The sequence below is a fragment of the Actinomadura rugatobispora genome, from assembly GCF_042656285.1.
Lineage (GTDB): Bacteria > Actinomycetota > Actinomycetes > Streptosporangiales > Streptosporangiaceae > Spirillospora > Spirillospora rugatobispora.
Genome location: NZ_JBHSON010000139.1, coordinates 1 through 25,417 on the forward strand (window position 1 = coordinate 1; position 25,417 = coordinate 25,417).

24 protein-coding genes, 1 tRNA gene and 1 pseudogene are annotated in these 25,417 nt (G+C 72.0%); 12 read left to right on the forward strand and 14 right to left on the reverse strand.

What is annotated here, in order from left to right:
- The first annotated feature begins 53 nt into the window (after positions 1–53).
- The 3 genes from ACFPZN_RS51795 (at position 54) to ACFPZN_RS51805 (ending at position 3,830) form a co-directional block, all read left to right on the forward strand.
- Positions 54–1,997 (forward strand): DUF3987 domain-containing protein, encoded by a 1,944-nt coding sequence (locus tag ACFPZN_RS51795; protein WP_378291958.1) that lies wholly within the window; start codon positions 54–56, stop codon positions 1,995–1,997.
- A gap of 196 nt (positions 1,998–2,193) precedes the next feature.
- Positions 2,194–2,394: a helix-turn-helix transcriptional regulator gene (locus ACFPZN_RS51800; protein ID WP_378291960.1), complete on the forward strand. Its 201-nt coding sequence runs from the start codon at positions 2,194–2,196 to the stop codon at positions 2,392–2,394.
- Positions 2,391–3,830 (forward strand): tyrosine-type recombinase/integrase, encoded by a 1,440-nt coding sequence (locus ACFPZN_RS51805; RefSeq protein ID WP_378291962.1) that lies wholly within the window; start codon positions 2,391–2,393, stop codon positions 3,828–3,830. Before ACFPZN_RS51800 ends, ACFPZN_RS51805 begins: the two co-directional genes overlap by 4 nt.
- Positions 3,831–3,957: 127 nt before the next feature.
- Here ACFPZN_RS51805 and ACFPZN_RS51810 read toward each other — a convergent pair.
- Positions 3,958–4,042: transfer RNA gene (locus ACFPZN_RS51810), tRNA-Tyr, on the reverse strand.
- A gap of 171 nt (positions 4,043–4,213) precedes the next feature.
- Between ACFPZN_RS51810 and ACFPZN_RS51815 the strand changes: the two genes are divergently transcribed.
- A complete protein-coding gene (locus ACFPZN_RS51815) occupies positions 4,214–4,702 on the forward strand; it encodes a YajQ family cyclic di-GMP-binding protein (protein WP_378291964.1) in 489 nt (162 codons plus the stop codon).
- Positions 4,703–4,853: 151 nt separating this feature from the next.
- A complete protein-coding gene (locus tag ACFPZN_RS51820; protein ID WP_378291967.1) occupies positions 4,854–6,077 on the forward strand; it encodes an acetamidase/formamidase family protein in 1,224 nt (407 codons plus the stop codon).
- Here the strand turns inward: ACFPZN_RS51820 and ACFPZN_RS51825 are convergent.
- Complete coding sequence (locus ACFPZN_RS51825) at positions 6,074–6,337, reverse strand: helix-turn-helix domain-containing protein (protein WP_378291969.1); 264 nt, start codon at positions 6,335–6,337, stop codon at positions 6,074–6,076. The two genes, ACFPZN_RS51820 and ACFPZN_RS51825, sit on opposite strands and share 4 nt — an antisense overlap.
- Before the next feature lie 35 nt (positions 6,338–6,372).
- On the opposite strand from ACFPZN_RS51825, the gene map reads away from it, so the two are divergent.
- The gene (gene map / locus ACFPZN_RS51830) at positions 6,373–7,140 is read left to right on the forward strand and encodes a type I methionyl aminopeptidase (RefSeq protein WP_378291971.1); all 768 of its coding nucleotides are present in this window, start codon (positions 6,373–6,375) and stop codon (positions 7,138–7,140) included.
- Between the two features lies 1 nt (position 7,141).
- Here map and htpX read toward each other — a convergent pair whose 3' ends face one another.
- From htpX to ACFPZN_RS51865, 7 genes and pseudogenes are all read right to left on the reverse strand, one after another.
- A complete protein-coding gene (gene htpX / locus ACFPZN_RS51835) occupies positions 7,142–7,999 on the reverse strand; it encodes a zinc metalloprotease HtpX (protein WP_378291973.1) in 858 nt (285 codons plus the stop codon).
- A 78-nt stretch (positions 8,000–8,077) separates the two neighbouring features.
- Entirely contained in the window at positions 8,078–9,571 is a 1,494-nt protein-coding gene (locus ACFPZN_RS51840; RefSeq protein ID WP_378291975.1) for an NADH-quinone oxidoreductase subunit N, read from the reverse strand.
- Positions 9,572–9,617: 46 nt separating this feature from the next.
- On the reverse strand, positions 9,618–11,126 hold the full coding sequence (locus ACFPZN_RS51845) for a complex I subunit 4 family protein (protein WP_378291977.1): 1,509 nt from the start codon (positions 11,124–11,126) through the stop codon (positions 9,618–9,620).
- Positions 11,123–13,165, reverse strand: a complete 2,043-nt coding sequence (locus tag ACFPZN_RS51850; protein WP_378291979.1) for an NADH-quinone oxidoreductase subunit L — start codon at positions 13,163–13,165, stop codon at positions 11,123–11,125. The genes ACFPZN_RS51845 and ACFPZN_RS51850 overlap by 4 nt, the downstream gene beginning before the upstream one ends.
- Before the next feature lie 131 nt (positions 13,166–13,296).
- A pseudogene (gene nuoK / locus ACFPZN_RS51855) lies at positions 13,297–13,578 on the reverse strand (NADH-quinone oxidoreductase subunit NuoK); the annotation flags it as partial.
- Positions 13,578–14,147, reverse strand: a complete 570-nt coding sequence (locus tag ACFPZN_RS51860; protein WP_378291981.1) for an NADH-quinone oxidoreductase subunit J family protein — start codon at positions 14,145–14,147, stop codon at positions 13,578–13,580. The pseudogene nuoK and the gene ACFPZN_RS51860, both read right to left, overlap by 1 nt.
- Positions 14,144–14,686 carry a NuoI/complex I 23 kDa subunit family protein gene (locus tag ACFPZN_RS51865; RefSeq protein ID WP_378291983.1) on the reverse strand — a complete coding sequence of 181 codons (543 nt, stop codon included), beginning with the start codon at positions 14,684–14,686 and terminating at the stop codon, positions 14,144–14,146. The genes ACFPZN_RS51860 and ACFPZN_RS51865 overlap by 4 nt, the downstream gene beginning before the upstream one ends.
- A 439-nt stretch (positions 14,687–15,125) precedes the next feature.
- On the opposite strand from ACFPZN_RS51865, the gene ACFPZN_RS51870 reads away from it, so the two are divergent.
- Entirely contained in the window at positions 15,126–15,767 is a 642-nt protein-coding gene (locus ACFPZN_RS51870) for a ComEA family DNA-binding protein (protein ID WP_378291985.1), read from the forward strand.
- A gap of 10 nt (positions 15,768–15,777) precedes the next feature.
- Here the strand turns inward: ACFPZN_RS51870 and nuoH are convergent, their stop codons facing one another.
- The 4 genes from nuoH to ACFPZN_RS51890 all read right to left on the reverse strand — a co-directional run bounded on the left by nuoH (position 15,778) and on the right by ACFPZN_RS51890 (position 18,830).
- Positions 15,778–16,737: an NADH-quinone oxidoreductase subunit NuoH gene (nuoH, locus tag ACFPZN_RS51875; protein WP_378291987.1), complete on the reverse strand. Its 960-nt coding sequence runs from the start codon at positions 16,735–16,737 to the stop codon at positions 15,778–15,780.
- Entirely contained in the window at positions 16,730–17,293 is a 564-nt protein-coding gene (locus ACFPZN_RS51880) for an NADH-quinone oxidoreductase subunit C (protein ID WP_378291989.1), read from the reverse strand. The genes nuoH and ACFPZN_RS51880 overlap by 8 nt, the downstream gene beginning before the upstream one ends.
- Positions 17,290–18,372, reverse strand: a complete 1,083-nt coding sequence (locus ACFPZN_RS56855) for an NADH-quinone oxidoreductase subunit B (RefSeq protein ID WP_464043978.1) — start codon at positions 18,370–18,372, stop codon at positions 17,290–17,292. The genes ACFPZN_RS51880 and ACFPZN_RS56855 overlap by 4 nt, the downstream gene beginning before the upstream one ends.
- Before the next feature lie 86 nt (positions 18,373–18,458).
- Positions 18,459–18,830, reverse strand: coding sequence for an NADH-quinone oxidoreductase subunit A (locus ACFPZN_RS51890; RefSeq protein WP_378291991.1), 372 nt, complete (start codon positions 18,828–18,830; stop codon positions 18,459–18,461).
- Between the two features lie 387 nt (positions 18,831–19,217).
- Here ACFPZN_RS51890 and ACFPZN_RS51895 point away from each other — a divergent pair, with 387 nt between their 5' ends.
- A complete protein-coding gene (locus tag ACFPZN_RS51895) occupies positions 19,218–20,330 on the forward strand; it encodes a hypothetical protein (RefSeq protein WP_378291993.1) in 1,113 nt (370 codons plus the stop codon).
- A 180-nt stretch (positions 20,331–20,510) separates the two neighbouring features.
- On the opposite strand, the gene ACFPZN_RS51900 is transcribed toward ACFPZN_RS51895, so the two are convergent.
- Positions 20,511–20,735, reverse strand: a complete 225-nt coding sequence (locus ACFPZN_RS51900; RefSeq protein ID WP_378291995.1) for a hypothetical protein — start codon at positions 20,733–20,735, stop codon at positions 20,511–20,513.
- Positions 20,736–20,745: 10 nt separating this feature from the next.
- On the opposite strand from ACFPZN_RS51900, the gene ACFPZN_RS51905 reads away from it, so the two are divergent.
- The 4 genes from ACFPZN_RS51905 to ACFPZN_RS51920 all read left to right on the forward strand — a co-directional run.
- A complete protein-coding gene (locus ACFPZN_RS51905) occupies positions 20,746–21,897 on the forward strand; it encodes a LolA-like protein (RefSeq protein WP_378291997.1) in 1,152 nt (383 codons plus the stop codon).
- A gap of 149 nt (positions 21,898–22,046) precedes the next feature.
- Positions 22,047–22,148 (forward strand): putative leader peptide, encoded by a 102-nt coding sequence (locus ACFPZN_RS51910; RefSeq protein WP_378292004.1) that lies wholly within the window; start codon positions 22,047–22,049, stop codon positions 22,146–22,148.
- Between the two features lie 401 nt (positions 22,149–22,549).
- On the forward strand, positions 22,550–24,355 hold the full coding sequence (locus tag ACFPZN_RS51915; protein ID WP_378291999.1) for a 2-oxoacid:acceptor oxidoreductase subunit alpha: 1,806 nt from the start codon (positions 22,550–22,552) through the stop codon (positions 24,353–24,355).
- 7 nt (positions 24,356–24,362) lie between these two features.
- On the forward strand, positions 24,363–25,417 hold a 1,055-nt coding region (locus ACFPZN_RS51920), incomplete at its 3' end, for a 2-oxoacid:ferredoxin oxidoreductase subunit beta (RefSeq protein ID WP_378292002.1).

Below are 25,417 nucleotides of genomic sequence, written 5' to 3' on the forward strand. Positions count from 1 at the left end.
AACCTCGGACTCACCCGGACCAACAGCACCTGGCATCTGTCCTCGGCCAACGCATGACCACAGAGGGGCTGTCCGGCCCACGGCCGGACAGCCCCTCTAACAAGATCTTCAGCAGTCTTCTAGGCGCCGTCATGCTCTCCCCGCCCGCCCTCGACCAGGCCCGCACGCTCCTGGACGGCAGCGAGTTCTACCGCCCCGCACACGGCCTCATCTGGGACACCATCGTCGCCCTCGCCGACCGCGGAGCGCCCTACGAACCGGTCGCCGTCGCCTCGACCATCAATCCGCGCGACCTCACCAAGATCGGGGGCGCCCCGTACCTGCACACACTTATGAGCGGCGTTCCTACAGCCGCGAACGTCACCTACTACGCCTACCTCGTCCGGGATTTGGCCTATGCCCGCCGCGTGGTGACCGCCGGAACGCGCCTCATGCAGCTTGGCTACGGCGCCTCCGGCGACGACATCGCCGAACTCCGTACCGCCGTCGCCGCCGAGTTGGCCGCTGTCGCCGCCCACAACGCCAAGGGGTGGCCCGACCCCGCCCCGCTCTCGTCGGCCCCAGACCTACCGCCCTTCCCCCTCCGGGCGCTTCCTGGCTGGCTCGGCGACTATGCCGCCGCTCTCGCCGAGGTCACTCAGACTCCGCCCGACCTCGCCGGAAGCCTCGCCCTCGCCGTCCTGGCCGTCGCCGCCGGCGGAAAGGTCTGGGCCAAGGCCACCACCTGGACCGAACCAACCAACCTTTTCACGCTGGTCGTCCTGCCTCCGGGCAACCGCAAGTCCGAGGTCTACAAGCACATGACGGCCCCCATCCGCGAGGCCGAACGCGTCCTCATCGACCAGGCCCGCCCCCTCATCGCCGAGGCCGCAATCTCCCGCCGCGTCGCCGAGGCCCGCGCCGAGAAAACCGAGAAGGCCGCCGCCACAACGCCCGACCCGACCCAGCAAGCCGCCGCCCTCGACGAGGCCGCCGCCGCACGCCTCGCCCTGGAAGAGATCACCGTCCCGGCCGAGCCGTGCCTGTTCTCCGACGACGCCACCGTTGAGCGACTGACCACTCACCTGGCCGAGCAGGGCGGGCGATTCGCGATCCTCTCGCCCGAGGGAGAGGTCTTCTCCATCGCCGCCGGGCGCTACTCCGGCGCGCCCAACTTCGCCGTCCTCAAGTCCGGCCACGCGGGCGAGGAAATGCGCATCGACCGCATGGGACGCCCCTCCGAACGCATCCCCGCTGCAACCATCACCCTCGGCATCTGCACCCAACCGGGAGTGCTGGCACGCCTCGGCGAGACGCCCCAGTTCCAAGAACAAGGACTACTCGGCCGGCTCCTGTACTCGGTGCCCAAGTCCCTGCTCGGCTACCGCAAGTCCGACCCTGCCCCGATACCCGAATACACCCGCACCACCTACAACACCAACCTCACCGCGCTCATCCTTTCCGTGGACGCCCTCGACGAGCCGGTCACGCTGGAACTCACCCCCGAGGCCGAGGCCGCCGTCCGCGCACTCCTCGACGACACCGAGGCCCGATTCCGCCCCGGTACCGGCGACCTGGCACACATGACCGACTGGGGCGGCAAGTACGTGGGCGCCGTGGTGCGCATCGCCGCCCTGCTCCACCTCGCCGAGCACTTCCGCACCGGATGGAACCGCCCCATCGACCTCGGCACGCTCCTCAACGCCCACGAGATCGGCGAGTACTTCACCGTCCACGCCCAAGCCGCCTACGACGCCATCGGCGCAGACCCCGCCATCGCCGATGCCCGCGCCCTCCTCGACTGGATCGAACGCACCGGCACCACCCAATTCAGCGCCCGTGACGTGCTGTCCTCGCTCCGGCGCTTCAAGAAGGTCACCGACCTTGACCCCGCGCTCCGCGTCCTGGAGTCGCACGGTTGGATCCGCCGTCTCCCCGCCCCGCCCAAGACCGGCCGAGGCCGCAAAGCAGGACCCACCTACGAGACCCACCCCAGCGCGACCGAGGGCGCCCGATGATCCCGCCCGTCAGCGGCGCAGCGCGTCAGCAGAAACCAGCACAAAGGATTCTGCTGAATTCCGCTGACGTGCTTCACCGCTGTCGCCTCCCACCTCGGCGAGTCTTCGACGCCGGCCGCCGTCTGTCCACAGCCACCAAGCACAGCACCGACCACGCCCCTACCGATCACGCTCAGCGGAGAACCGAGGTAGCGACTTGCCGACCCTGACGCGCCCTGACGAGAAGTTGACCGTCCGCGAGGTCTGCGCCGAACTCAAGATCGCCCGGTCCACCTTCTACGACTGGCGCGCCAAGGGGTTGGGCCCCAAATGCACCCGGATGCCTAACGGAGATCTCCGAATCCGGCGCTCGGACCTTGACGCATGGTTCACCGACCTGGAGGACGCCACCCCATGAGCACCATCACCTACGACGTGCGCATCTACAAGACCGAGGTCTACAAGGGGAAGCGCGTCACGACCTACACCGTCCGATGGAAGGTTGGTCGCCGAACCTGGAAAGAGCCGTTCCGCCGGAAGGCCCAAGCCGACAGCTTCCTTGCCGAGTTGCGCAGCGCAGCCAACAAAGGGCAGGCTTTCGACGCCCGAACCGGCCGCCCTGTGTCGTGGCAGCGCGCAGAGAACGCGATCACGTGGTACGCCTTCTCACTCGACTACACGGCAGCCAAGTGGCCTCATGTCTCCCCCAACCATCGACGGGGCATCGCCGAGGCGCTCACGGACGCGACAGAGGCCCTGCTGTCCACGCAGCAGGGCGCCCCGAGCCGTAAGGAGCTGCGCGCCGCGCTGCGAAGCTGGGCGTACAGCGAACGTCTCCAGAAGGGCGGAGAGCCACCCGAGGATCTCGTCCCCGCCCTCCGATGGCTTGAGCGCAACACCATCGACATGGCGGACCTGGACCCGGAGGGCAAGGGACCAGAACTCGCCCGCGCCGTCCTGGACCGCTTGAGCGTCAAGCAAGACGGAAAGGCCGCCGCTGGCAGCACGGTCTACCGCAAGCGCGTCACGTTCAACAACGCGCTTGAGTACGCCTGTGAGCGCCGGATCTTGACCGGTAACCCGCTCAAGCGGGTCCAGTGGACTCGCCCCCGCAAGGCTCACACCCTCGACATGCGCGTCGTGGTCAATCCGGAGCAAGCCGCGCGGCTCCTGGACGGTGTCCGGCAGCAGGGCGAGCGCGGCCGGCGCATGGTGGCGTTCTTCGCCGTCATGTACTACGCGGCACTCCGCCCGGAAGAGACCGTAGACCTTCGCCCCGAGAACCTGATCTCGCTCCCCGAGGAGGGATGGGGCGAGATGCGCCTCACCCATGCTGAGCCTCGCAGCGGTTCCCGCTGGACGAACGAGGGGAAGCCGCGTGACAGGCAACCACTCAAGCATCGGGCGCCCGGCGAGACGCGCCCCGTCCCGCTGCATCCCGATCTCGTCCGGATCCTCCGCGAACACATCGCCCAGTTCCACATCCGACCCGGCGCCCGGCTGTTCGTCGGCCCGCGTGGCGGGATCATGACCGACCGGACGTACCTAGGGGTGTGGCGGAAGGCCCGCGGGAAGGCGCTGACGGCCGAGGAGGCCGCTTCGCCACTCGCCGAGACGCCGTACGCGCTGCGGCACGCCGCTGTGTCCACGTGGCTGAGCGCCGGTGTCCCGCCCGCCCAGGTCGGCGAGTGGGCCGGACACAGCGTCGCCGCCCTTCTCCGCGTCTACGCGAAGTGCATCGCCAGCCAAGAGGAGGAAGCCAAGCGCCGGATCACCGAGGCGACGCGATGGACGAGGAGGCGATTGGAACCCCGTCAGAGCACGGGCCAAGGCGACACGGAAGACGCTGCCTAGCCCCGAGAATCTTCGGCACGTATTCGGCACAGCCGCCTGTAGAAGTCCGTTGATCGCCGGGCACAGCCGGACAGTAGCGAACGGCCCCTCACCCATGTCTTCCCTGGTGAGGGGCCGTTCTACGTGATGGTGGCGGGTGCAGGGTTCGAACCTGCGTAGGCTAAGCCGACGGATTTACAGTCCGCTCCCATTGGCCACTCGGGCAACCCGCCGTGGTGTCGCTTCTGCGACGGCACTGGAAAGAATAGCGGACGGTGGGAGTGGTCGTGACATCGGGGAGCGGTGGGCGGCGGGGTGGCGGGCGGGTCGCTACGCTGAGGCGATACGCGCCGGCGGCAGGGGTGTGCGAGGGCCGGCTTCTCGGTAGAAGGGCTGGGTGTCCGGTGGCGGACTCTTCTTTTGACATCGTGAGCAAGCTCGACCGGCAGGAGGTCGACAACGCGCTGAACCAGGCGGCCAAGGAGGTCGCCAACCGGTTCGACTTCCGGAACGTGGACGCGGGGATCAAGTGGTCCGGGGAGGCCATCGAGATCCAGGCGAACACCGAGGAGCGGGCGCTGGCGGTGCTGGACGTGCTCAAGGACAAGCTCGTCAAGCGGGCGATCTCGCTGAAGGCGATCGAGCCGGGGGAGCCGAAGGCGTCCGGGAAGGTCTACAAGATCGGGGTGGCGCTCAAGGAGGGCATCTCCCAGGAGAACGCCAAGAAGATCAGCAAGATCATCCGGGATGAGGGGCCCAAGGGGATCAAGGCCCAGATCCAGGGTGAGGAGCTGCGGGTCAGCTCGAAGAAGAAGGACGACCTGCAGGACGTCATCGCGCTGCTGAAGGGCAAGGACCTGGACGTGGCGCTGCAGTTCACCAACTACCGGTGACGCTGGTGAGCGCGCCGGTCCCCCTCCCCCGCTGAGGAAGTCCGGCGCGCTCAGTGTGTATGACGGGGCGGGCGGCCGGGTTGTTCGCGTGAGATCTTGAGGGAACATGTCCGGAATGTCGCGGTAACAGCGTGGCCCTAGCGTCCGCGGCATGATTCACGATGGTGCGCGGGCGGCCGAGGTGCTCAGGAGCGGGCTCGGGCGGCGCGGGATGCTCATGGCGGCGGCGGCCCTCGGGGTGGCCGGGATCGCGGGGACGGCGAAGGCGGAGGTGCTGCAGCCGGAGCGGGGCCGGCCGCGGGGCGTCTACCTGAAGTCGTCGCCGGAGACGGTGCGGTGGGGGTATCTGCCGAACCGTACGGCCAAGCCCGTGGTGAGCGTGGCCTCCGGGGGGCTGGTGACGGTCGACACGGTGTCGCACGAGGGGATCCTGGAGGATCAGGGGCGCGATCCCGTGGCGTTCTTCGGTGATCACGGGGTGCCGCGGGGGCGGGTGCTGGAGGACGCGCGGCAGATCGCGGCGTCGAGGATGGAGCACGACTTCGCGGCGGACGGCCCGCACATCGTGACGGGCCCGGTGGCGGTACGGGGCGCGCGGCCCGGTGATGTGCTGAGGATCGATGTGCTGGACCTGTCGATGCGGGTGCCGTACGGGGTGGTGTCCAACCGGCACGGCAAGGGCGCGCTGCCCGGCGAGTATCCGGAGAGCATCAAGGACGACCCGCAGACGCGGCCGTACCTGAACGAGTTCGGCAACATCTCGGTGTTCACGCGGGTGGAGCGGGGGCACGGGGTGCTGCCGGGGAACGTGCGGTTCCCGCTGGCGCCGTTCATGGGGGTCATGGGGGTGGCGGTCGACACGGCGGAGCCGGTCCATTCGGTGCCGCCGACGGTCGCGGGCGGGAATCTCGACATCAACGAGCTCGGGGTGGGGTCGACGCTGTACCTGCCCGTCCAGGTGCCGGACGCGCTGTTCTTCGTGGGCGACCCGCATTTCGCGCAGGGGGACGGCGAGGTGGCGTTGACGGCGCTGGAGGGGTCGCTGCGCGGAACGTTCCGGCTGACGGTGGTCAGGCCGGGCGGGCGGGCTCCGGAGGTGGCGTTCTCGTATCCGTTCGCCGAGACGGACGAGCACTGGATCCCGATCGGGCTGTCGGACCCGGACGGCGGGGCCGGCGGGCAGGTCACGTCGCTGGACGTGGCGATGAAGGTGGCGGTGCGCAACGCGATCGCGTTCCTGCACGAGGAGCTGGGGATGGCGAAGGCGGTGGCGTACGCCTACCTGTCGGCGGCGGCCGATTTCGAGGTGTCGCAGGTCGTGGACCGTACCACCGGGATCCACGCGCTGATCCGGAAGGCGGATTTCGACCGTTAGGCGGTGCGGCGCTCGTCGAACGGCTGGAGGGTGCCGGCCAGGTCGGTGAGGTCGAGGTCGAGGACGCGGGCGAGGGCGGCGACGGTGAAGAAGGCCGGGGCGGCGATGGCACCGCGTTCGATCTTGCGGAGGGTGTCGATGGAGATGCCGGCCTCGTGGGCGACGGCGGCGGCGCCGCGGGGGCCGCGGGCGGCGCGCAGTATCTGGCCGAGGGCCCGGCCCCGGTCGCGCTGCTCTTCGGTCAGTGGGGTCCGCACCATGATGGAGATAGTAATACGAGTATTAGAATCTTCCCATGGTGACCTATCGAGACCCCCGCGAGCTGGAGATCATGCGCGAGGCGGGCCGGGTCGTGGCCCGCACACTCGACGCGGTGGAGGGCGCGGCCGAGCCGGGTGTCAGCCTGGCCGAGCTGGACGCCGTGGCCGCGCGCACGATCAAGGAGCTGGACGCCCGGCCGTCGTTCCTGCACTACCACCCGAACTGGTCGCCCACGCCGTACCCGGGGACGGTGTGCGTGTCGGTCAACGAGGTGATCGTGCACGGGATCCCGGACGGGCGGGTGCTGCGCGCGGGCGATCTGGTGTCCGTCGACTGCGGCGCCGAGCTGGGCGGCTACCACGGGGACGCGGCGGTCACGTTCGCGGTCGGTGAGGCCGACGAGGCGGGGCGGCGGCTGATGGACGTGACGCGGCTGGCCCTGGAGCGGGCGATCGAGGCGGCCCGGCCCGGCGCGCGGATGGGCGATCTCGGCCACGCGGTCGAGCGGACGGCGCGGGAGGCCGGCTACGGGATCCTGGAGGGCTGCACCGGGCACGGCATCGGCACGGCCATGCACGAGGACCCGGAGGTGCCCAACATCGGGCGTCCCGGCACCGGGCTCGTCCTCCGGGAGGGCCTGACGATCGCGATCGAGCCGATGTTCGAGGAGGGCGGGCGCGACGACGCGGTGGGGCTCCGGGACGGCTGGTCGATCGCCACGGCGGACGGCAGCCGCGCGGCCCACTTCGAGCACACGATCGCGGTCACCGCGGACGGGCCGGTGATCCTGACGCTGCCGTAGCTCAGCGGCGGCGGCCCGCCATGCGTTCCAGGCGGGCGATGCGCTCCTCGACGGGCGGGTGGGTGGAGAACAGCCGGCCGATCCCGACGCCGCGGAACGGGTTGGAGATCATCAGGGAGCTGGTGGTGGCCAGCTCCGGGTCCTGCGGCAGCGGCAGCGCCCGCGTCCCGGCCTCGATCTTGCGCAGCGCGGACGCCAGCGCCAGCGGGTCGCCGGTGAGGCGGGCGCCGGCGGCGTCGGCCTGGAACTCGCGGGTGCGGCTGATGGCCATCTGGACGACGGCGGCGGCGACGGGGCCCAGCACCAGCAGCATCAGCGCGCCGAGCAGGCCGGGGCCGTCCTCGTCGTCGTCGCGGCCCACCGGCAGGAAGATCGCCAGGTAGGACAGGTAGGTGACCAGTGTGGCGATGGCGGCGGCGACGGAGGAGATGAGGATGTCGCGGTTGTAGACGTGGGAGAGCTCGTGGCCGAGGACGGCGCGCAGTTCGCGCTCGTCCAGCGTCCGCAGGATTCCGCGCGTGCAGCACACGGCGGCGTTGCGCGGGTTGCGGCCGGTGGCGAACGCGTTGGGCTGCATCGTCTCGGAGATGTACAGCCGGGGCATCGGCTGGCGGGCGGAGGTGGCGAGTTCGCGGACCAGCCGGTAGAGCATCGGCGCCTCGACCTCGCCGACCGGGTGGGCGCGCATGGAGCGCAGCGCGATCCGGTCGCTGAAGAAGTAGGCGACGCCGTTGGTGCCGAACGCGAGGACCACGGCGATCGCCAGCCCGGCGCCGCCGCCGAGGGTCCACCCCGCGGCGAGCATCAATGCCGACAGCGCGCCGATCAGCACCGCCGTCCTGACGCCGTTGAACCGCACGTCCGCCTGCCTCCCCGTTTGTCCGACGCTAACGCTTAAACGGGTTGACCTGGCGGAACGTTCCCGCGTCGGCGCTGGTCAGGTGACCGTCGAGACGGTCTGCAGCACCAGCTGCGGGGCCGCGCTGAGCACGATCGCGCCGGCGGCGGTGGCGGCGATCGCGGCCCGCACGGCCGGGCCCGCGTCCGCCGCGGGGGCCCCGCCGGGACGGTCCGCGGGCGCGGCGAACAGGCTCGCGGCCCAGGTCAGGTAGTAGTAGAGCCCGATCACCGTGTTGACCGCCATGACGACGGCCAGCCACGTCACTCCGCCGGCGACGGTGGCGCGGAAGACGACCACCTTGGCGAACAGCCCCATCACACCCGGCGGCAGCCCGGCCAGGCAGATCAGGAAGAACGCGAGCGCCGCGGCGGACGCGGGGCTGCTGCGGGCCAGGCCGCGGAAGTCGTCCAGGGTGACCCAGCGGCCCCGGCCCGCGGACCGCCGGTGGACGGCGACGACGACGGCGAACGCGCCCAGGTTCATGACGGCGTACAGCGCGACGTAGGCGGTGGTCGCGGCGACCGCCTCGGGGAGCCGGCGGGCGCCGACCGCCAGCGGGGCGATCATGTAGCCGGACTGGGCGATCGACGACCAGGCCAGCAGCCGGATCGCGGTCCGCTGGCGCAGCGCCAGCAGGTTGCCCAGGGTCATGGTGAGCGCCGCCAGCACGGCGACCAGCGGCCCCCAGACGTGCCCGTAGGCGGGGAAGCCCAGCGCCAGCACGATCGCCAGCCCGGCGAACCCGGCGGCCTTGGACACCACCGACAGGAACGCCGCGACCGGCAGCGGCGCGCCCTGGTAGACGTCCGGAGCCCAGAAGTGGAACGGGACGGCGGCGACCTTGAACCCGAATCCGGCCAGGACCAGCACCACGCCGACGGAGGCGACCGGGTCGAGGTGGGCGGGCAGCCGCTCCAGGGCGGGCGCGATCCGGTCCAGGTGCATGGCGCCGGTCGCGCCGTACACCAGGCTGATCCCGAACAGCATGATCGCGGCGGAGACCACCGACACCAGGAACAGCTTGAGCGCGGCCTCGGAGGCGGCGCCGTCGTAGCGGCGCAGCGCGACCAGCGCGAACACCGGCAGCGACAGCGTCTCCAGCGCCACCACCAGCAGGATCAGGTCGCGGGCGGCGACCAGGGTCAGCGCGCCGATGATCGCGGCCAGCAGCAGGAAGTGGTACTCGCCGGCGGGCATCCGGGACGCGGTGATCTCGCGCAGCGACAGCAGCACGACGACCAGCGCGGCGGCCAGCACGATCCCCTGGAACAGCAGCGTGAAGTCGTCGGCGACGTACGAGCAGGACGGCGGGCCGTTCCCGCGCAGGTCGCCGGTCAGGCAGAAGGTGGCGCGGCGGTCGCCGGCGGCCAGCGCCGCGACCGCGCCCAGCGCGATCGCGAGCGCCGCTCCGCACAGCGGTCCGAGCAGGCGGCGCGGGACGTCGAAGGCGTCGGCGAGCAGCAGCCCGACCGCGGCCACCGCCAGGATCAGCGGCGGCGCGATCGCCGCGTAGTCGATGCCCTGGATCATGCCGATCGCCCTTCCCGAGGCTCGCGCGGGTGCGTGGTGCGCATGGTCAGCCGCCTCCCAGGAGTGCGCGGACCGGGGCGGTGGTCACGTCCAGCAGCGTCTTGGGCCACAGGCCGACCAGCAGGGTGAGCGCGATCAGCGGGGTCCAGGCGGCGTACTCGTACGGGGAGATCGCGGCGACCGCGGCCCGTCCCCGGCCGCCTTCCGCCGGACGGCCATGGGTGATCTTGGCAAGCAGGCGCAGGAAGTACGCGGCGGTCAGCACCGCGCCGAGCGCGGCCACGGCCATGAACGTCACGAACGTCTCGCGGGGCAGCCCGGCGGCCGGACGGTACGCGCCGATCAGCGCCAGCATCTCGCCCCAGAACCCGGCGAGCCCCGGCAGCCCCAGGCTCGCCACGCACGCGAAGGTGAGGAAGGCGGCCAGGCGCGGCGCGGCCGCCAGCATGCCGCCGCCCAGGGCGTCCAGGTCGCCCGTCCCGTACCGGTCCTTGATCGCGCCCGCCAGGAAGAACAGCAGCCCGGTGATGAGGCCGTGCGCGATGTTGCCGAACAGCGCCGCGTTGACGCCGACCGGGGTGAGGGTGGCGATGCCCAGCAGCACGAAGCCCATGTGCCCGACGGACGAGTACGCGATCATCCGTTTGAGGTCGCGCTGGGCCAGGCAGGCCAGCGACCCGTACACGATCCCGGCGACCGCGAGCAGCCCCAGCCACGGCGCCCAGAACTCGGCGCCGTCCGGCGCGGCGGGCAGCGCGACGCGGACCAGGCCGTAGGTGCCCATCTTCAGCAGCACCCCGGCCAGCAGCACCGACCCGACCGTCGGGGCCTCGGTGTGGGCGTCGGGCAGCCAGGTGTGCAGCGGCCACATCGGCGCCTTGACCGCGAACCCCAGCCCCATCAGGAGGAACGCGGTGATCTGGACGCCGCGGGCGACGCCGTTGCCGTGCCGCGCGGCCAGCTCGGTCATGTCGAGGGTGCCTGCGTTCACCGCGACCAGCAGCATCCCGGCCAGCAGCAGCCCGGAGCCGAGCAGCGTGTACAGGATGAACTTGTACGCGGCGGCGCGGCCGCCCGGCCCGCCCCAGCGCGCGATCACCACGTACATCGGGATCAGCACGACCTCGAAGAACACGAAGAACAGCACCATGTCGAGGGCGACGAAGGTGCCGATCAGGCCGACCTCCAGGAGCAGCAGCAGCGCGGTGAGCAGCCGGGCCGCGCCCCCCGCCGGCGGGTGCTTGGTGAGGTGGACGAAGCACAGGAACGTCAGCAGCGCGGTCAGCACGACCAGCGGCAGCGAGATCCCGTCGACGCCGAGGTGGAAGCGCAGCCCGATCGCGGGCGCCCAGGCCCGGTCGACCTCCAGCTGCATCCGCGAGGTGGCGCCGAAGTCGAACGCGCCGACCGCCCACAGCGCGACCAGCAGCACGGCCCCGGACACGCCGAGCCCGTACCGGCGGACGGCGGTGTCGCCGCGCAGGAAGCGTTCGGCGGGCAGCAGCAGGAGCAGCGCCCCGGCGAGCGGGATCGCCGTCATCAGCACGAGGGTCATAGGAAGATCACCACTCCGGCCGTGATGACGACGATGCCGGCGAGGAGGCCGGTGAGGTAGAGCTGCGGGTTGCCGTTCTGCGGCAGGCGCAGCGGGCCGGCCAGCCGGCGCGCGCCGCGCGCGGCGCCGACGACGAAGGTGTCCAGCCCGCGGCCGTCGAACGCCGCGACGCGCCAGGCCAGTGCCCGCACGGGACGGACGATCGTGAACGCGTACGCCTCGTCCACGAAGAAGCCGCGGGCGAAGAGGGTGCGCACGGGCCTGCCCAGCACCCGCACGGGATCGAGGGCCGGGTCCTTGTTCCAGACGAGGAACGCGGCCGCGCCCCCCGCCGCCGCGAACAGCAGGGCCAGCAGCGCGGCCCCCACGTGGGGGCGCAGCTCGGGGGAGCCGAGACCGAAGAAGCCGAGGATCGCGGACGGGACGGCGAGCGCCGCGACCGGCCACGCCATCAGCTTCGGCGCCTCCCGGAGCTCGTAGGCGCCGCGCGGCTCCCCGAAGAAGGTCATCAGCCAGGCCCGCATCGCGTACGCGGCGGTCAGCGCCACCGTCACCAGCAGCCCGAGGTAGACCGTCCAGGCCACGGCGCCCGGGAGGTGCGGCGGCGCGGCCCCGGCGGCGGCGCCGGTCGCCAGCTCGCCGCCGTGCAGGGCCGTGTGCTGGGCCGCCTCGATGACGGCGTCCTTGCTGAACCAGCCGCTGGTGGGCGGCACCCCGACCAGCGCCGCCAGCCCGACCGTCATCGACCAGAACGTGATCGGCATGCCCTGCCGCAGCCCGCCGTAGTCGCGCAGCATGGTCGACCCCGCGACCAGGATCACGCACCCGGCCGCCAGGAACAGCAGCGCCTTGAACGCGCCGTGCGTGAGCAGGTGGAAGACCGCCGCGGTGTTCCCGCCCACCGCCAGCCCGGCCGCCATCACCGCGAGCTGGCTGATCGTGGAGTACGCCAGCACCCGTTTGAGGTCGTCCTGGGCCAGCGCGGCCAGCGCCGACCCCGCCATCGACACGACCGCCAGCAGGCCGAGCACGGTCAGGGCGGCGGGGGCGGCCAGGAACACCCCGTACAGGCGGGCGACGACGAAGATCCCGGCGGCGACCATGGTGGCCGCGTGGATCAGCGCGCTGATCGGCGTCGGGCCCGCCATCGCGTCCGGCAGCCAGGTGTGCAGCGGGAACTGGGCGCTCTTGCCCGCCACCCCGGCGAGCAGCAGCAGCGCCGCGGCGGTGACGGTGGCGTCCGGCATCGCCGGGATCCGGGCCAGGACGCCCTCGACGGTGAACGTCCCGGCGCCCAGGCCCAGCACGATGATGCCCAGCAGGAAGCCGACGTCGCCGAGCCGCGTGACGAGGAACGCCTTGACCGCCGCCCGCGAGTTGGCCCGGTCCTCCCAGTGGTGGCCGATCAGGAAGTACGAGCAGGCGCCCATGACCTCCCAGCCGACGTACAGGAAGATCAGGTCGCCCGCGTACACCACCAGCAGCATCGCGGCGGTGAACAGCGACACGAACGCCGCGTAGGAGGAGTAGCGCGGGTCCTTGGCCATGTACGCGACCGAGTAGAGCTGGACGGCCAGCGCCACGCAGCACACCATGAGGCCGACGACCGCCGCGAGACCGTCCACCAGCAGGCCGACCTCGATCGGGACGGTGCCGGTCGGGATCAGCGTGAGCGTGCCGGTGCGGGCGCCCGGCTCGCGCCAGACGCCGAACGCGACGATCGCCGCGAGCACGGTGGCGAGGGCGACCGGCGCGCACGCGATCAGCGCGGGGCCGTTGCGCAGCGGGGAGCGCTCGGCGGCGCGCGCCGCGTCCCGCCACTCCTCCTCGGGCACGCGCGGCCCGCCGCCGGGCACGGGCTCGACGCCGGGCACGGGCTCGACGCCGGGCACGGGCTCGGGTGACGTGGCGGGCTCGGGTGTCGTGCCGGGCTGGGTGCCGCGGGCGCGCAGCAGGCGGGAGAGCAGCGGGCCGAACAGCATCCCGGCGAACGCCGCCGCGAACGGCAGCAGGATCACCAGCGAGGCGAGCGCGATCACGAGGCGCCCCCCTCGGGACGCGCGGCCACCGCGTCGGGCGTGCCGGACGTGCCGGACGCGTCCGGTGCGCCGGGGGCCGGTTCGGGACGCTCCGGCGCCTCCAGGCCCTCCTCGGCGAGGGCGCGCAGCCGGTCGACCTCGATCGTCCGGCGGTTGCGGAACACCAGCAGCACGATCGCCAGCCCCAGGCCGACCTCCGCCGCCGCGATCACGATCGTGAACAGGGTCAGGACCTGCCCGCCGTGCAGCTGGTCGCGCAGCCACACGTCGAACGCGACCAGGTTGAGGTTCACCGCGTTCAGCATCAGCTCGACCGACATCAGGACGAGGATGGCGTTGCGGCGGGCCAGCACGCCGTACACGCCGACGGAGAACAGCAGCGCGGACACCACCGTCGGGTACGCGAGATGCATCAGCGCTCGCCCTCCGGGCCGTCGGGCGCGGCGGTCCCCTGCTCGGCGTCCTCGCCGTCGGGGGCGCCGGGGCCGATGTCGGAGCGCGACAGCACGATCGCGCCGACCAGCGAGGCCAGCAGCAGCACCGACAGCACCTCGAACGGCAGCACCCACGTCCGGAACACGCCCGCGCCCAGCGACTCCGCCGACCCGCCGCCCGCCTCCAGCGGCGTGTACGCGTCGCGGAAGCCCATCACCATCACCGTGACCAGGACGGCGGCGGTCGCCAGGGCCACCGCCAGCGCCGCCCAGCGGTTCCCCGAGTCGAGCTCGTCCGACCGGCCGATCGGCGCCCGGGTCAGCATGATCCCGAAGAGCAGCAGCACGACCACCGCGCCCACGTAGATCAGCACCTGCACCCAGGCGACGAACTCCGCGGTGAGCACCAGGTAGCCGCCGGCCAGCGCCCCGAACGAGACCACCAGCCACAGCGCCGCGTGGACGAGCTGCCGCGTCGTCACCACCAGGACGCCGGAGCCGACGGTCACCACGCCGAGCAGCGAGAAGACGATCTCCGGGCCCGTCATGCGGGCCCTCCCCGGGCACCGCGGGCGCCCCGGCGCGCCTCGGCCTTCTCCGCGGCCGCCAGCTCCTTGGGCGGCTCGGCGCCGGGATCGTGCGGCTGCGGCGGCGGCACCGTCCACATCCACTCGCGCAGCCGCTCCTTCTCGTGGGTGAGCTCGCCGATGTCGTACTCGGCGTACTCGAACTCCGGCGACCAGAACAGCGCGTCGAACGGGCAGACCTCGATGCAGATGCCGCAGTACATGCACAGCGCGAAGTCGATCGCGAACCGGTCCAGCACGTTGCGGGTGCGGGGCCGGCCGCCGCCCTCGGCGGGCAGCGTCTCCTTGTGCGAGTCGATGTAGATGCACCAGTCGGGACACTCGCGAGCGCACAGCATGCACACCGTGCAGTTCTCCTCGAACAGTGCGATCACCCCCCGGCTGCGCGGGGGCAGATCCGGCTGCACCTCCGGGTACTGTCGCGTGATGGAGCGTCGTGTCATCGTGCGCAACGTGACCGCCAGCCCCTTGGCCAGTCCGCCTCCTGGTAGCCGTCCCACGGGTCACCATGATTCCGTACTAATGGCCGTGGGGGAACGCGGCGGCGGCCGCGTTCGTCAGACCAGACGTGACCGGCCGGTCCGAACGCTCGCCCAACCGTGAGGAGGGGACGTGAACCACAACGTGGACGGCCCTTTCGACAAGGATCCCGAGCCTGGCGAACCTCCGCGCCGGCCACCGCACCAGCAGCCCGGCCACTCCGCCGGCCTTCCGCCCGGCCGCCCCCCGACTCCCCCGCCCGGCCGTCCGTCGGGTCCTCCGCCCGGTTACTCCGCGGGCCCCCCGACCGGGCCGTTCAGGCGCCCGCCGCACACCCATCCCGGTGCCGGTCCCGGACGGCCCCCGAACGTCCCCGGCTGGCGGCGGCCTCCATTCCCCGGCCCCCCGGTTCCGCCGATGCCGCCCGGTCCCCCTGGCCCGCCCGTCCCGCCGGCCGCGATGCCCTTCACGCCGGGCGTGCCGCGCGGAATCCTGTGGTCGCTGGTGCCGCTCCTGACCTTCGGCTACGGCACCCCGTTCTCCTTCCTGTACGCGGCGATGCGGCACCACTCGGCCAGCCTGGGCGCGACCGCCGCCGGATACGGCGTCATCCTGTCGGCCACCCTCGTGCTGCCGTTCATGGGCGACGCCCTCTTCACCGCGATGAGCGTCATCATGATGCTGATGCTGTGGCTGGGCGGCACGGCGCACGCGTTCGCGGTACGGCCGACGGTGTTCCCGCGCACCGCCCCGCACAGCCGGCGCAACGAGCACGCCGTCAAGCTCGCCCAGTACCGGCGGACGCTGCGGGAGGAGGCCCGGACGCTGGCCTCCGACGATCCGGCGCTGGCGCACGAGCTGCGGATCGGCCGCCCCGACCTGCCGCGCGGCTACGACGACGGCGGGCTGATCGACGTCAACCACGCCCCGCCGCAGACCCTCGCGCTGCTGCCCGGCCTCAGCGAGGAGATCGTCGAACGCATCGTGCGGCACCGCGACGAGCACGGCGGCTTCATCTCGGCCGAGGAGCTCGCCGTCGACACCGACCTGCCGCCCGCCCTCGTCCCCCAGCTGGCCGAGTACGCGATCTTCCTGCCCTGACCGCCGGCGGTCAGCCGGCGGTGGCGACCCTGATGACCCCGGTGAGGGCCAGCTGCGCCAGCGACAGCGGCACCAGCCACGACCACGCGAGCTTCTGCAGCTGGTCCTCGCGCAGGCGCGGGTAACTGACCCGCAGCCAGATCACCACGAACGCGAGCGCGGCCGTCTTCAGCAGCGTCCACAGCCAGCCCAGCTCGGTGTCCAGGAACGGGCCGTTCCAGCCGCCCAGGAACAGCACCGAGGTCAGCGCGCACAGCACCACGATCCCGGCGTACTCGGCCAGGATGAACAGCGCGAACCGCAGCCCGCCGTACTCCGTGTACGGGCCGAAGATGATCTCCGAGTCGGCCACCGGCATGTCGAACGGCGGGCGGCGCAGCTCGGCCAGCCCCGCCACGAAGAACACCACCGCGCCGACCGCCTGCCAGGGCAGCCACCACCAGCGCCACTCCTCGACGATCCCGGTCAGCGACAGCGTCCCCGCCGCCATCGCGACCGACGAGGCCGCGAACACCATCGGCAGCTCGTACGACATCAGCTGCGCCGCGACCCGCATCCCGCCCAGCAGCGAGTACTTGTTGGCGCTGGCCCAGCCCGCCATGATCGCGCCGATCACGCCGACGCCCATGACCGCCAGCGCGAAGAACAGCCCGACGCCCAGGTCGAGCGCCACCTGGCCGCCCGGCCCGACCGGGATCACGATCAGCACCAGCAGGTACGGGACCAGCGCCACCGCCGGGGCCAGCTTGAAGACGCGGCGGTCTGCGGCGCGCGGGACCACGTCCTCCTTCTGCGCGAACTTCACCCCGTCCGCGACCAGCTGCGCCCACCCGTGGAACGCGCCCGCGTACATCGGGCCGAGCCGCCCCTGCATGTGCGCCATGACCTTGTGCTCGGCCTGCCCCACCAGCAGCGGCAGCACCGCGAACGCGGCGGCGACCAGCGCCAGCTTGACGACGATCTCAAGCATTCGGTCCCCAGTCATCGGGCACGCCCGGCGGGCGGACGCGGCGGCGGCTGGGCGCCCCGCCGCCCGACTCGCCGGGCTCCTTCGCGCCCGGCCACGCCTTGGCGACCCGGGCGGCCAGCACGAACTCCTTGCGCAGCGGATGACCCTCGAAACCGTCCGGCAGCAGCAGCGGCTTGAGGCCGGGATGGCCCTCGAAGACCACCCCGAACATCTCGAAGGTCTCCCGCTCGTGCCAGTTCGCGCCCCGGTAGACGCCGGTCGCGCTCGGCAGCACCGGCTCGGCGCGCGGCACCCGGGTACGGATCAGCAGGTGGTGGCGCTCCTCCAGCGAGTAGACGTGCGCGACCACCGCGAAGCCCTCGTCGAGCTCGTCCACGCCGGTCAGCCAGTCGAAGAAGCCGCAGGACAGCTCGTCGCGGGCGAAGGCGAGCGCCTCCAGCCACAGGTCGGGCGGGACGCCGACGGCGAGGCCGCCGGTGGTCTCCTCGCTGGACACCTCGTCGGCGAAACGCTCCCGCCAAGCCGCCTCCAGGCGGGCGGCCGCTCCTTCGCTCACGGGCCGGTCCGTCCGATCTCGTCGTCGTGCTCGTCGTCGGCCAGGCCGGGGATGATCGAGGGGTCGTGGTCGGCGGAGCGCGGCCTGCGCCGCCGCCGCGCGGCGCCGCCCGCCGGAGGCCGGGCCTCGATGTCCGGCCGCGTTCCGCCGTCCTGCTCCGTCCCGTCGTCCCGGGCCGTCGCTTCGGCGGGCGGGGGTTCGGGGACGGGCTCGACGGGGACGGTCGCGTCGCCCGGAGCGGCGGGAGGAGGCTCGTCGACGGGGGTCACCGGCTGGGTCACGTGCGACGGGCCGCCCGAACGCCGCTCGTAGCCGGTCTCGGCCTCGGCGGGAACGGCGGTAGGAGGCTCGTCGACCGGGGCGACCGGCTGGGTCACGTGCGAGGGGTCGCCCGAACGCTGCTCGTAGTCGGTCTCGGGCTCGGCGGGCGCGGTGTCGTCCGGGACGGGGGTGAGCCCGAGGGTCGGGATGTCGTCCTGGGACGGCGGAGGCGGGGGCGGGGGCTGCAACGGCTTGCGCAGCACCGTGGCCGATAGCGGACGGGGCGGCGGGGCCGGCGTGACAGGCTCTCCGCCCCCGTTGTACCGCTCGCCCAGCGACTCGCCCGCGATCTTCTCCTGGAGGCGGACGATGCCGTGCAGCAGCGCCTCCGGGCGGGGCGGGCAGCCGGGCACGTACACGTCCACCGGGACGATCTGGTCGACGCCCTTGGTGACGCAGTAGGAGTCCCAGTACGGCCCGCCACAGTTGGAGCAGGCCCCGAAGGAGATCACGTATTTGGGCTCGGGCATCTGCTCGTACAGCCGCCGCACGGCCGGGGCCATCTTGTCGCTGACCGTCCCGGAGACGATCATCAGGTCGGCCTGCCGCGGGCCCGGCGCGAACGGGATGACCCCGAGCCGGATGAAGTCGTGCCGGCTCATCGAGGTGGCGATGAACTCGATCGCGCAGCACGCCAGGCCGAAGTTGAAGACCCAGAGGGAGTAGCGGCGGCCCCAGTTCAGGACGAACTTGACCGGCTTGGGCGCCAGCCGGGACAGCGGGCCGACGGTGGGCGGGGGCAGGTCCACAGTGCTCATGGCCTCGCTCCGCTCACGTTCATCGGCCGGTTTCCCCTGGTGCTCACATCTGCATTCTTACAGCCCGTGCCCGGTATGCCAGGGTCTCAGACCCACGACAGGACGCCCTTCTTCCCCGCGTACAGCAGCCCGGTGGCGAGGAAGCCCAGGAAGAGGAACATCTCGCCGAGGGTCGTCATCCCGTAGCCGGGCGCCGCGAAGACCGTGGCCCAGGGGAAGAGGAACACCGCGTCGACGGCGAAGACGACGTACAGGTAGGCGAACACGTAGTAGCGCACGTAGGACTGCGCCCATCCGTGGCCGACCGGGTCGACGCCGCATTCGTAGGTGGTGAGCTTCTCGGCGGTGGGACGGTGGGGGCGCAGCATGCGGTTGGCGGCCAGTCCTCCGGCCACGATCGCGCCGCCGACCAGGACCAATGCGACAACGGCCGCGTAGCCGTGAAAGTAGTCGCCCATGTCCGCCTCCCAGAAACCTCCGGCGCCGGAGTCAAGTATCCCCGAGATCACGAAATCGTACGTGCCGCATCCGTTACGAATCCGCACGAACTCAGTGTCGGTCTTTGCTGTCACACTAGATAAGCATTGGGGGCAGTTGGCCTGGAAGGACGTGACCGGATGAGCAACCCTCCGCCACCGGGATGGGAACCCCCGGGAGGATCGTCGTGGCCGCCACCTCCACCTGCGGGTCCGGGCGGACCCGGCGGACCGGGCAACCCAGGCGTCCCAGGTGGCGTGCCGGGCGGACCGGGCAATCCGGGAGGTCCAGGTGTTCCGGGTGGGCCGGGTGCTCCGGGCGGTCCCGGGACCCCGCCGCCCTTCTATCCGCCGCCGCCGGGAGCGCCGATGGGCCCGCCCGGCCCCGGCATGGGGATGGGCATGGCGCCGCCGCCCAAGCGCGGCGGCAGCGGCGCGCTCATCGCGATCCTCCTCGGCGGCGGGCTGGTCGTGGTGCTGCTGATCGTCGTCGTGGTGGTCGTGGTGGTGGCCTCCGGCGGCAAGTCCCCTGAGGAGCGGCTGACCGCCGCGGCCAACTCGCTGACCACGGCGCGCTCGCTGAAGCTCAAGGGCAGCTTCAGCGCCGGTTCCGACAGCCTGCAGGGCGAGCTGACGGTGACCCGGGGCGGGCGCGCCGGCGGCCAGGTCTCCTGGGGCGGCACCAGCCTGACGCTGCTGTCGGCCGACCAGAAGCTGTACGTGAAGGCGCCCAAGAGCTACTGGCAGTCCAAGGTGACCACGCCGTCGTCCGACCGGTTCCTCAAGGACGGCGAGCAGTGGGGCCGGATCGACAGCAGCGACCTGAGCCTTGACATCAACCGCGAGCTCACGCCCTCGGCGCTGGCGAGCGACCTGCGGCAGGCGATCCGGTCCACCCTCCGGGAGACCGAGACGACCGTCCAGGGCCGCAAGGCCATCAAGCTGTCCAGCCTGCTGACCAGCTTCTACCTGAGCGACGACGACCAGTCCGAGCTGCTGCGGTACGAGACCACCGGCTCGCCGCGGGTCTCGGCGGACGTCACCGTCCAGTCCACCGCGGCCAGCTCCGCGTCGATCGGCCAGCTGCGCGGGTTCATGGGCGAGCTCACCGACTCCTTCGACACCAGTGCCGTGGCGCGCAACCGCGACAAGCCGGAGTTCGTGTCGTGCAACCGCGGCGGCGAGCCGTGCACCGTGCGGGTGAAGGTGTGGAGCCCGCTGAGCGGCTCCTCCTCCGTCCTCATCAGGGTCAACTTCCGGCTGACCTCCGAGCAGGGCGGCGGACGCGTGTACGGGGAGTGCGAGTCGAGCGGCACCGTGACGGGCGTCTCGGACGTCTCCGTCCAGTGCACGATCTCCGGCGGCGACTGGGCGAAGCACGGGAAGAACGCGCGCCGCGTGTGGGTGGCGGCGACCCCGGTGGCGATCGCCGCGACCTCGGGCGACGTCCAGACCATGCAGCGCAACCTCGACTCCGAGTAAGGCGGGGCGGGTCCGGGCGACGGCGCCCGGCCGCCCCCGATGAGTGCTGAGAGTGCCGGACGATGCGCGGTCCCGCTGCGCGATCACGCATCGTCCGGCACTCTATGTCTGTGATGCCGGTTGCCTGCAGAATGAGCGCCGAGTGAGCGTTGAACATGGGGGGCCGCCGTTCGCGAGCCCTCAGCCTCCCTCCGACCCGCCGCCGATGGACCCGCTTCCCGCACGTCCGGTGCCGGGCGGGCCCATGCCGGGCGGGCCTGCGCCGGGCGGTTCCGTGCCGCCCGGCTCCCTTCCGCCGGGGGCGATGCCTCCCGGGGCGATGCCGCCGGGGCCGGTGCCGCCCCGGTCGATGCCGCCCGTGCCGCCGCCCTCGCCGGGCAAGGGCGGCAGATCCCCCTCGCGCAAGCTGCTCATCGTGGCCGGGGCGGCGGTGGCGCTCACCGCCGCCGTCGTGACGTTCGGGGTGCTGGCCACCGGGGAGGACGAGACCGCGAAGCCGCGCACCTCCGCCAGGCCCGCCCCCGCCGCCTGGACCCAGGAGGCGGGACGGCAGCTCAACGCCCTGCCCGGGCTCCGGTACGACGGGACGGTCACCGCCAACGGCCGCCCCGTCCAGGTGATGCTGAAGGTGACCCCGTCCGGCCTCGCCACCGGGACCCTGACCGCCGGTGCCGTACGGGCCGACCTGGTCGCCGTCGACGGCGCCACCTACGTCAGGGGAAGCTCGACCTTCTGGCGCACCTACAGCGGCGAGGCCGCGCGCGCCACCTCCTTCGCGGGCCGCTGGGCCAAGCTCCCGTCGACGTTCCCGAGCCTCAGCGCCGTACGCGGCGTCCTGTCGCCGCAGTCGATCGCGGGCGCGCTGGGCAAGGCGCCCGCCACCCCGCCGACCGAGAACGTCGGCGCCACCCCCGCCTACCGGGTGAAGACCGCGAAGGCCGACTACCTCTTGGCCGTGTCCGCGCCGCACCGGCTGCTCCAGGTGCAGACGGCGGGGCAGGGCGACCCGCGGTTCACCGCCGCGCCGCTGGCCAACCCGGCGCTGGCGTTCACCGAGATGCGGCCGCGGGTGGCCGCGCTGGGCGGCGCCGCCGACCCGGCACTGCGCTTCCAGCCCGGCAGGCCGACGTTCGTCAACTGCAACGACAACATGGACGGCTGCACGCTGAACGTCTCCGCCACCCTCACCCTCCCGACCGGGTCGGTGCCCTCGGGGGCGCGCGCCGCGCTGCGGGCGTCGATCACGGCGGACGGCATGACGCTGGGGGCCTGCACCGGATCCGAGGCCGTCCCGGCGAGCCGCCAGGTGACGCTGCGCTGCAAGGTCAGCTCGCGCGGATGGCGCGCCTGGATGCGGCGGGCGCGGGACGTGCCCGGGCCGCACCCGTACGAGGCGCACGCCCGCGTGCTCGGCGAGGCCGTGCCGGTGTCGGACGTGGCGCGGCTGCTCGGGCTGGTCGACAGCGAGCGGGCCGAGCACGGCGTCCGGCCCGGAACGGGGACCCCGGGGACCTCGGGAGCCCCATCGGCCCCATCGGCCCCGGCGTCCCCGACCGCGTCCCCGTGACGTGAACAGGGCCGCGGGCCTGCGGCAACGTGCGGCGGGCCCGCGGCGGCGGCGCGCCGCTCCGCGCACCCGGTCCGGCGCCCGCGCGGACCCGGGGCCGGTTGGAGCGAGCCATTTTCGCCCTGTCTATAGTGCGGGACGTGAACTCCGTGCCACTGGGGGGCCACGGCTCCCCGACCGAACCTCCGCGGCTCGTGCGGCGACTTCATGTCGACCTGTGCCGCCTGGCCAGCTGCCTGTGTTCCGGGTGAACCCGGGGACCCGATAGGTCGTACCACCGGTAAAGGACCTGCCCGAATCCGGCCGAGCCGCATGATCTTCGTCGCCGAAGTGATAGCAACGGTGTCACGGGGTCGCGACTCCCTGGAAGAGGGATGTCACATGACGGGCGGAACGGCGTCCGTGCCTGCCGATCGGTCGGCCGGCACGGGACGACGGGTGTCCAGGAGCCGACGGGGAACGGCGCGCCGCCCACGGGCGCGCGGCCGTCCGGAGGCCGCCTCACCCTGGTCGCCCCGGGCCATGCCCTGGCCACCCGCCCCCCGAGAAGAGCAGTCCGTCCCGGACATACCATGAAGGTAAGCCTAAGTAGCATCACGATCCTGGGTGCCTCCCCCAGGGCGGGTGCTGCGTGTCGAGGAGGTCTTCCTCTGTGACCAAACAGGTCCAGCGACTCGACCGCGTCATCATCCGTTTCGCCGGGGACTCCGGTGACGGCATGCAGTTCGGCAACGACTTGTCGACGCTGCCGAACTTCCCGGCCGAGATCCGCGCCCCGGCCGGCACCCTGCCCGGGGTGTCCAGCTTCCAGCTGCACTTCGCCGACCACGACATCCTCACCCCAGGCGACGCGCCCAACGTCCTGGTCGCGATGAACCCCGCCGCGCTCAAGGCCAACCTGGCCGACCTGCCCCGCGGCGCCGACCTCATCGTCAACACCGACGAGTTCACCAAACGCAACCTGGCCAAGGTCGGCTACGCCGCCGACCCCGTCGAGGACGGCTCCCTGGAGGAGTACCGCGTCCACGCCCTCCCCCTGACCTCGATGACGGTGGGCGCGCTGGCCGACTTCGAGATCACCAAGAAGGACGCCGAGCGCGCCAAGAACATGTTCGCCCTCGGCCTGCTGTCCTGGCTCTACCACCGGCCGACCGAGGGGACCCTGGCGTTCCTGGAACGCAAGTTCGGCCGCAAACCCGAGATCATGAAGGCCAACATCGCCGCGTTCCAGGCCGGCTGGTCCTACGGCGAGACCACCGAGGCGTTCTCGGTCCAGTACGAGATCAAGCCCGCCGAGCACGCCCCCGGCCTGTACCGCAACATCACCGGCAACACCGCCCTGTCCTACGGCCTGGTCGCCGCCGGCCGCCAATCAGGCCTCAACATCTACCTGGGCTCCTACCCGATCACCCCGGCCTCCGACATCCTGCACGAGCTGTCCAAGCACAAGGCGTTCGGGGTGCGGACCTTCCAGGCCGAGGACGAGATCGCCGCGGTCGGCGCCGCGCTGGGCGCCTCCTTCGGCGGATCACTGGGCGTGACCACCACCTCCGGCCCCGGCATCGCGCTCAAGAGCGAGACCATCGGACTGGGCGTGGCCACCGAACTCCCGCTGCTGGTCATCGACGTCCAGCGCGCCGGGCCCTCCACCGGCCTGCCCACCAAGACCGAGCAGGCCGACCTGCTCCAGGCCATGCACGGCCGCAACGGCGAGGCCCCCGTCCCCGTCATCGCACCCCAATCCCCCTCCGACTGCTTCGACGCCGCACTGGAAGCCGCCCGGATCGCGGTCAAGTACCGCACCCCCGTCATCCTGCTCTCGGACGGCTACCTGGCCAACGGGTCCGAACCGTGGAAGCTGCCCGATGTGGCGGATCTGCCGGTGATCGAGCCGGGGTTCGCCGAGGCCGGGCAGGAGGACTTCCAGCCCTTCCGCCGCGACCCCCAGACGCTCGCCCGCCCGTGGGCGATCCCGGGCACGCCCGGGCTGGAGCACCGGATCGGGGGGCTGGAGAAGGCCGACGGGACCGGGAACATCTCCTACGACCCGGCCAACCACGACACCATGGTCCGGCTGCGCCAGGCCAAGGTCGACGGCATCGCCGGCGACATCGCCCCCCTGCACGTCGACGACCCCGACGGGGCGGCGCGGGTGCTGGTACTGGGCTGGGGCGGCACCTACGGCGCCATCTCCGCCGGCGTCCGCCGCGTCCGCCGCGCCGGACTCCAGGTCGCCCAGGCGCACCTGCGCCACCTCAACCCCTTCCCCGCCAACACCGAACAGGTGCTGCGCTCCTACGACAAGGTGATCGTGCCCGAGATCAACCTCGGCCAGCTCGCGCTGCTGCTGCGCGGCCGGTACCTGATCGATGTGATCGGCTACAACCAGGTCCGCGGCCTGCCCTTCAAGGCCGAGGAACTGGAGAGCGTCATCCGGGATGTGATCGACAGTGAGTGACAACACCATGAACCGAACCAACGGGGCCAACGGCAACGGCGCGAACGGGGCGAACGGGCGGTCGGCGCTGTCGCTGGTGCCCAAGACCGACACCCCGCAGAAGATGAAGGACTTCAAGACCGACCAGGAAGTGCGCTGGTGCCCGGGCTGCGGCGACTACGCCATCCTGGCCGCCGTCCAGTCCTTCCTGCCCGAACTCGGCCTGCGCCGCGAGAACATCACCTTCGTCTCGGGCATCGGCTGCTCCTCCCGCTTCCCGTACTACATGAACACCTACGGGTTCCACTCCATCCACGGACGCGCCCCCGCCATCGCCACCGGCCTGGCCACCTCCCGCCCCGACCTGTCGGTCTGGGTCATCACCGGCGACGGCGACGCCCTGTCCATCGGCGGCAACCACCTCATCCACGCCCTGCGCCGCAACGTCAACCTCAAGATCCTGCTGTTCAACAACCGCATCTACGGCCTCACCAAGGGCCAGTACTCCCCCACCTCAGAGGTGGGCAAGGTCACCAAGTCCACGCCGATGGGATCCCTGGACGCCCCCTTCAACCCGATCTCCCTGGCCATCGGCGCCGAGGGCACCTTCGTCGCCCGCACCATCGATTCCGACCGCAAGCACCTGCAGTCGGTCCTGCGCGCCGCCGCCCAGCACCGCGGCACCGCCCTGGTCGAGATCTACCAGAACTGCAACATCTTCAACGACGGCGCCTTCGACCCCCTCAAGGACCCCGACGTCCGCGACGACATCACGGTGCGGTTGGAACACGGCGAACCCATCACCTTCGGCGCCGACCGCACCAAAGCCCTGCGCCGCACCCCCTCAGGGTCCTTCGAGGTCGTGAACGTCGCCGACGTCGACCCCGGCGAAGTCGTGGTCCACGACGCCCACAACCCCGACCCCTCCCAGGCGTTCGCACTGTCCCGGCTGGACTCCCCCGCCTTCGAGCACACCCCCATCGGGATCTTCCGCGACATCGACCGCCCCTCCTACGACGAACTCCTGCGCGACCAGATCGACGAAGCCGTCGACACCCACGGCGAAGGCGACCTGGCCGCCCT

Coding starts and splice junctions, on each gene's coding strand:
- ACFPZN_RS51795 (WP_378291958.1), top strand. CDS start 54: ATGACCACAGAGGGGCTGTCCGGCCCACGGCCGGACAGCCCCTCTAAC.
- ACFPZN_RS51805 (WP_378291962.1), top strand. CDS start 2,391: ATGAGCACCATCACCTACGACGTGCGCATCTACAAGACCGAGGTCTAC.
- ACFPZN_RS51820 (WP_378291967.1), top strand. CDS start 4,854: ATGATTCACGATGGTGCGCGGGCGGCCGAGGTGCTCAGGAGCGGGCTC.
- ACFPZN_RS51825 (WP_378291969.1), bottom strand. CDS start 6,337: ATGGTGCGGACCCCACTGACCGAAGAGCAGCGCGACCGGGGCCGGGCC.
- map (WP_378291971.1), top strand. CDS start 6,373: ATGGTGACCTATCGAGACCCCCGCGAGCTGGAGATCATGCGCGAGGCG.
- ACFPZN_RS51840 (WP_378291975.1), bottom strand. CDS start 9,571: ATGATCCAGGGCATCGACTACGCGGCGATCGCGCCGCCGCTGATCCTG.
- ACFPZN_RS51845 (WP_378291977.1), bottom strand. CDS start 11,126: ATGACCCTCGTGCTGATGACGGCGATCCCGCTCGCCGGGGCGCTGCTC.
- ACFPZN_RS51860 (WP_378291981.1), bottom strand. CDS start 14,147: ATGACGGGCCCGGAGATCGTCTTCTCGCTGCTCGGCGTGGTGACCGTC.
- ACFPZN_RS51870 (WP_378291985.1), top strand. CDS start 15,126: ATGCCCTTCACGCCGGGCGTGCCGCGCGGAATCCTGTGGTCGCTGGTG.
- nuoH (WP_378291987.1), bottom strand. CDS start 16,737: ATGCTTGAGATCGTCGTCAAGCTGGCGCTGGTCGCCGCCGCGTTCGCG.
- ACFPZN_RS56855 (WP_464043978.1), bottom strand. CDS start 18,372: ATGAGCACTGTGGACCTGCCCCCGCCCACCGTCGGCCCGCTGTCCCGG.
- ACFPZN_RS51890 (WP_378291991.1), bottom strand. CDS start 18,830: ATGGGCGACTACTTTCACGGCTACGCGGCCGTTGTCGCATTGGTCCTG.
- ACFPZN_RS51895 (WP_378291993.1), top strand. CDS start 19,218: ATGGGCCCGCCCGGCCCCGGCATGGGGATGGGCATGGCGCCGCCGCCC.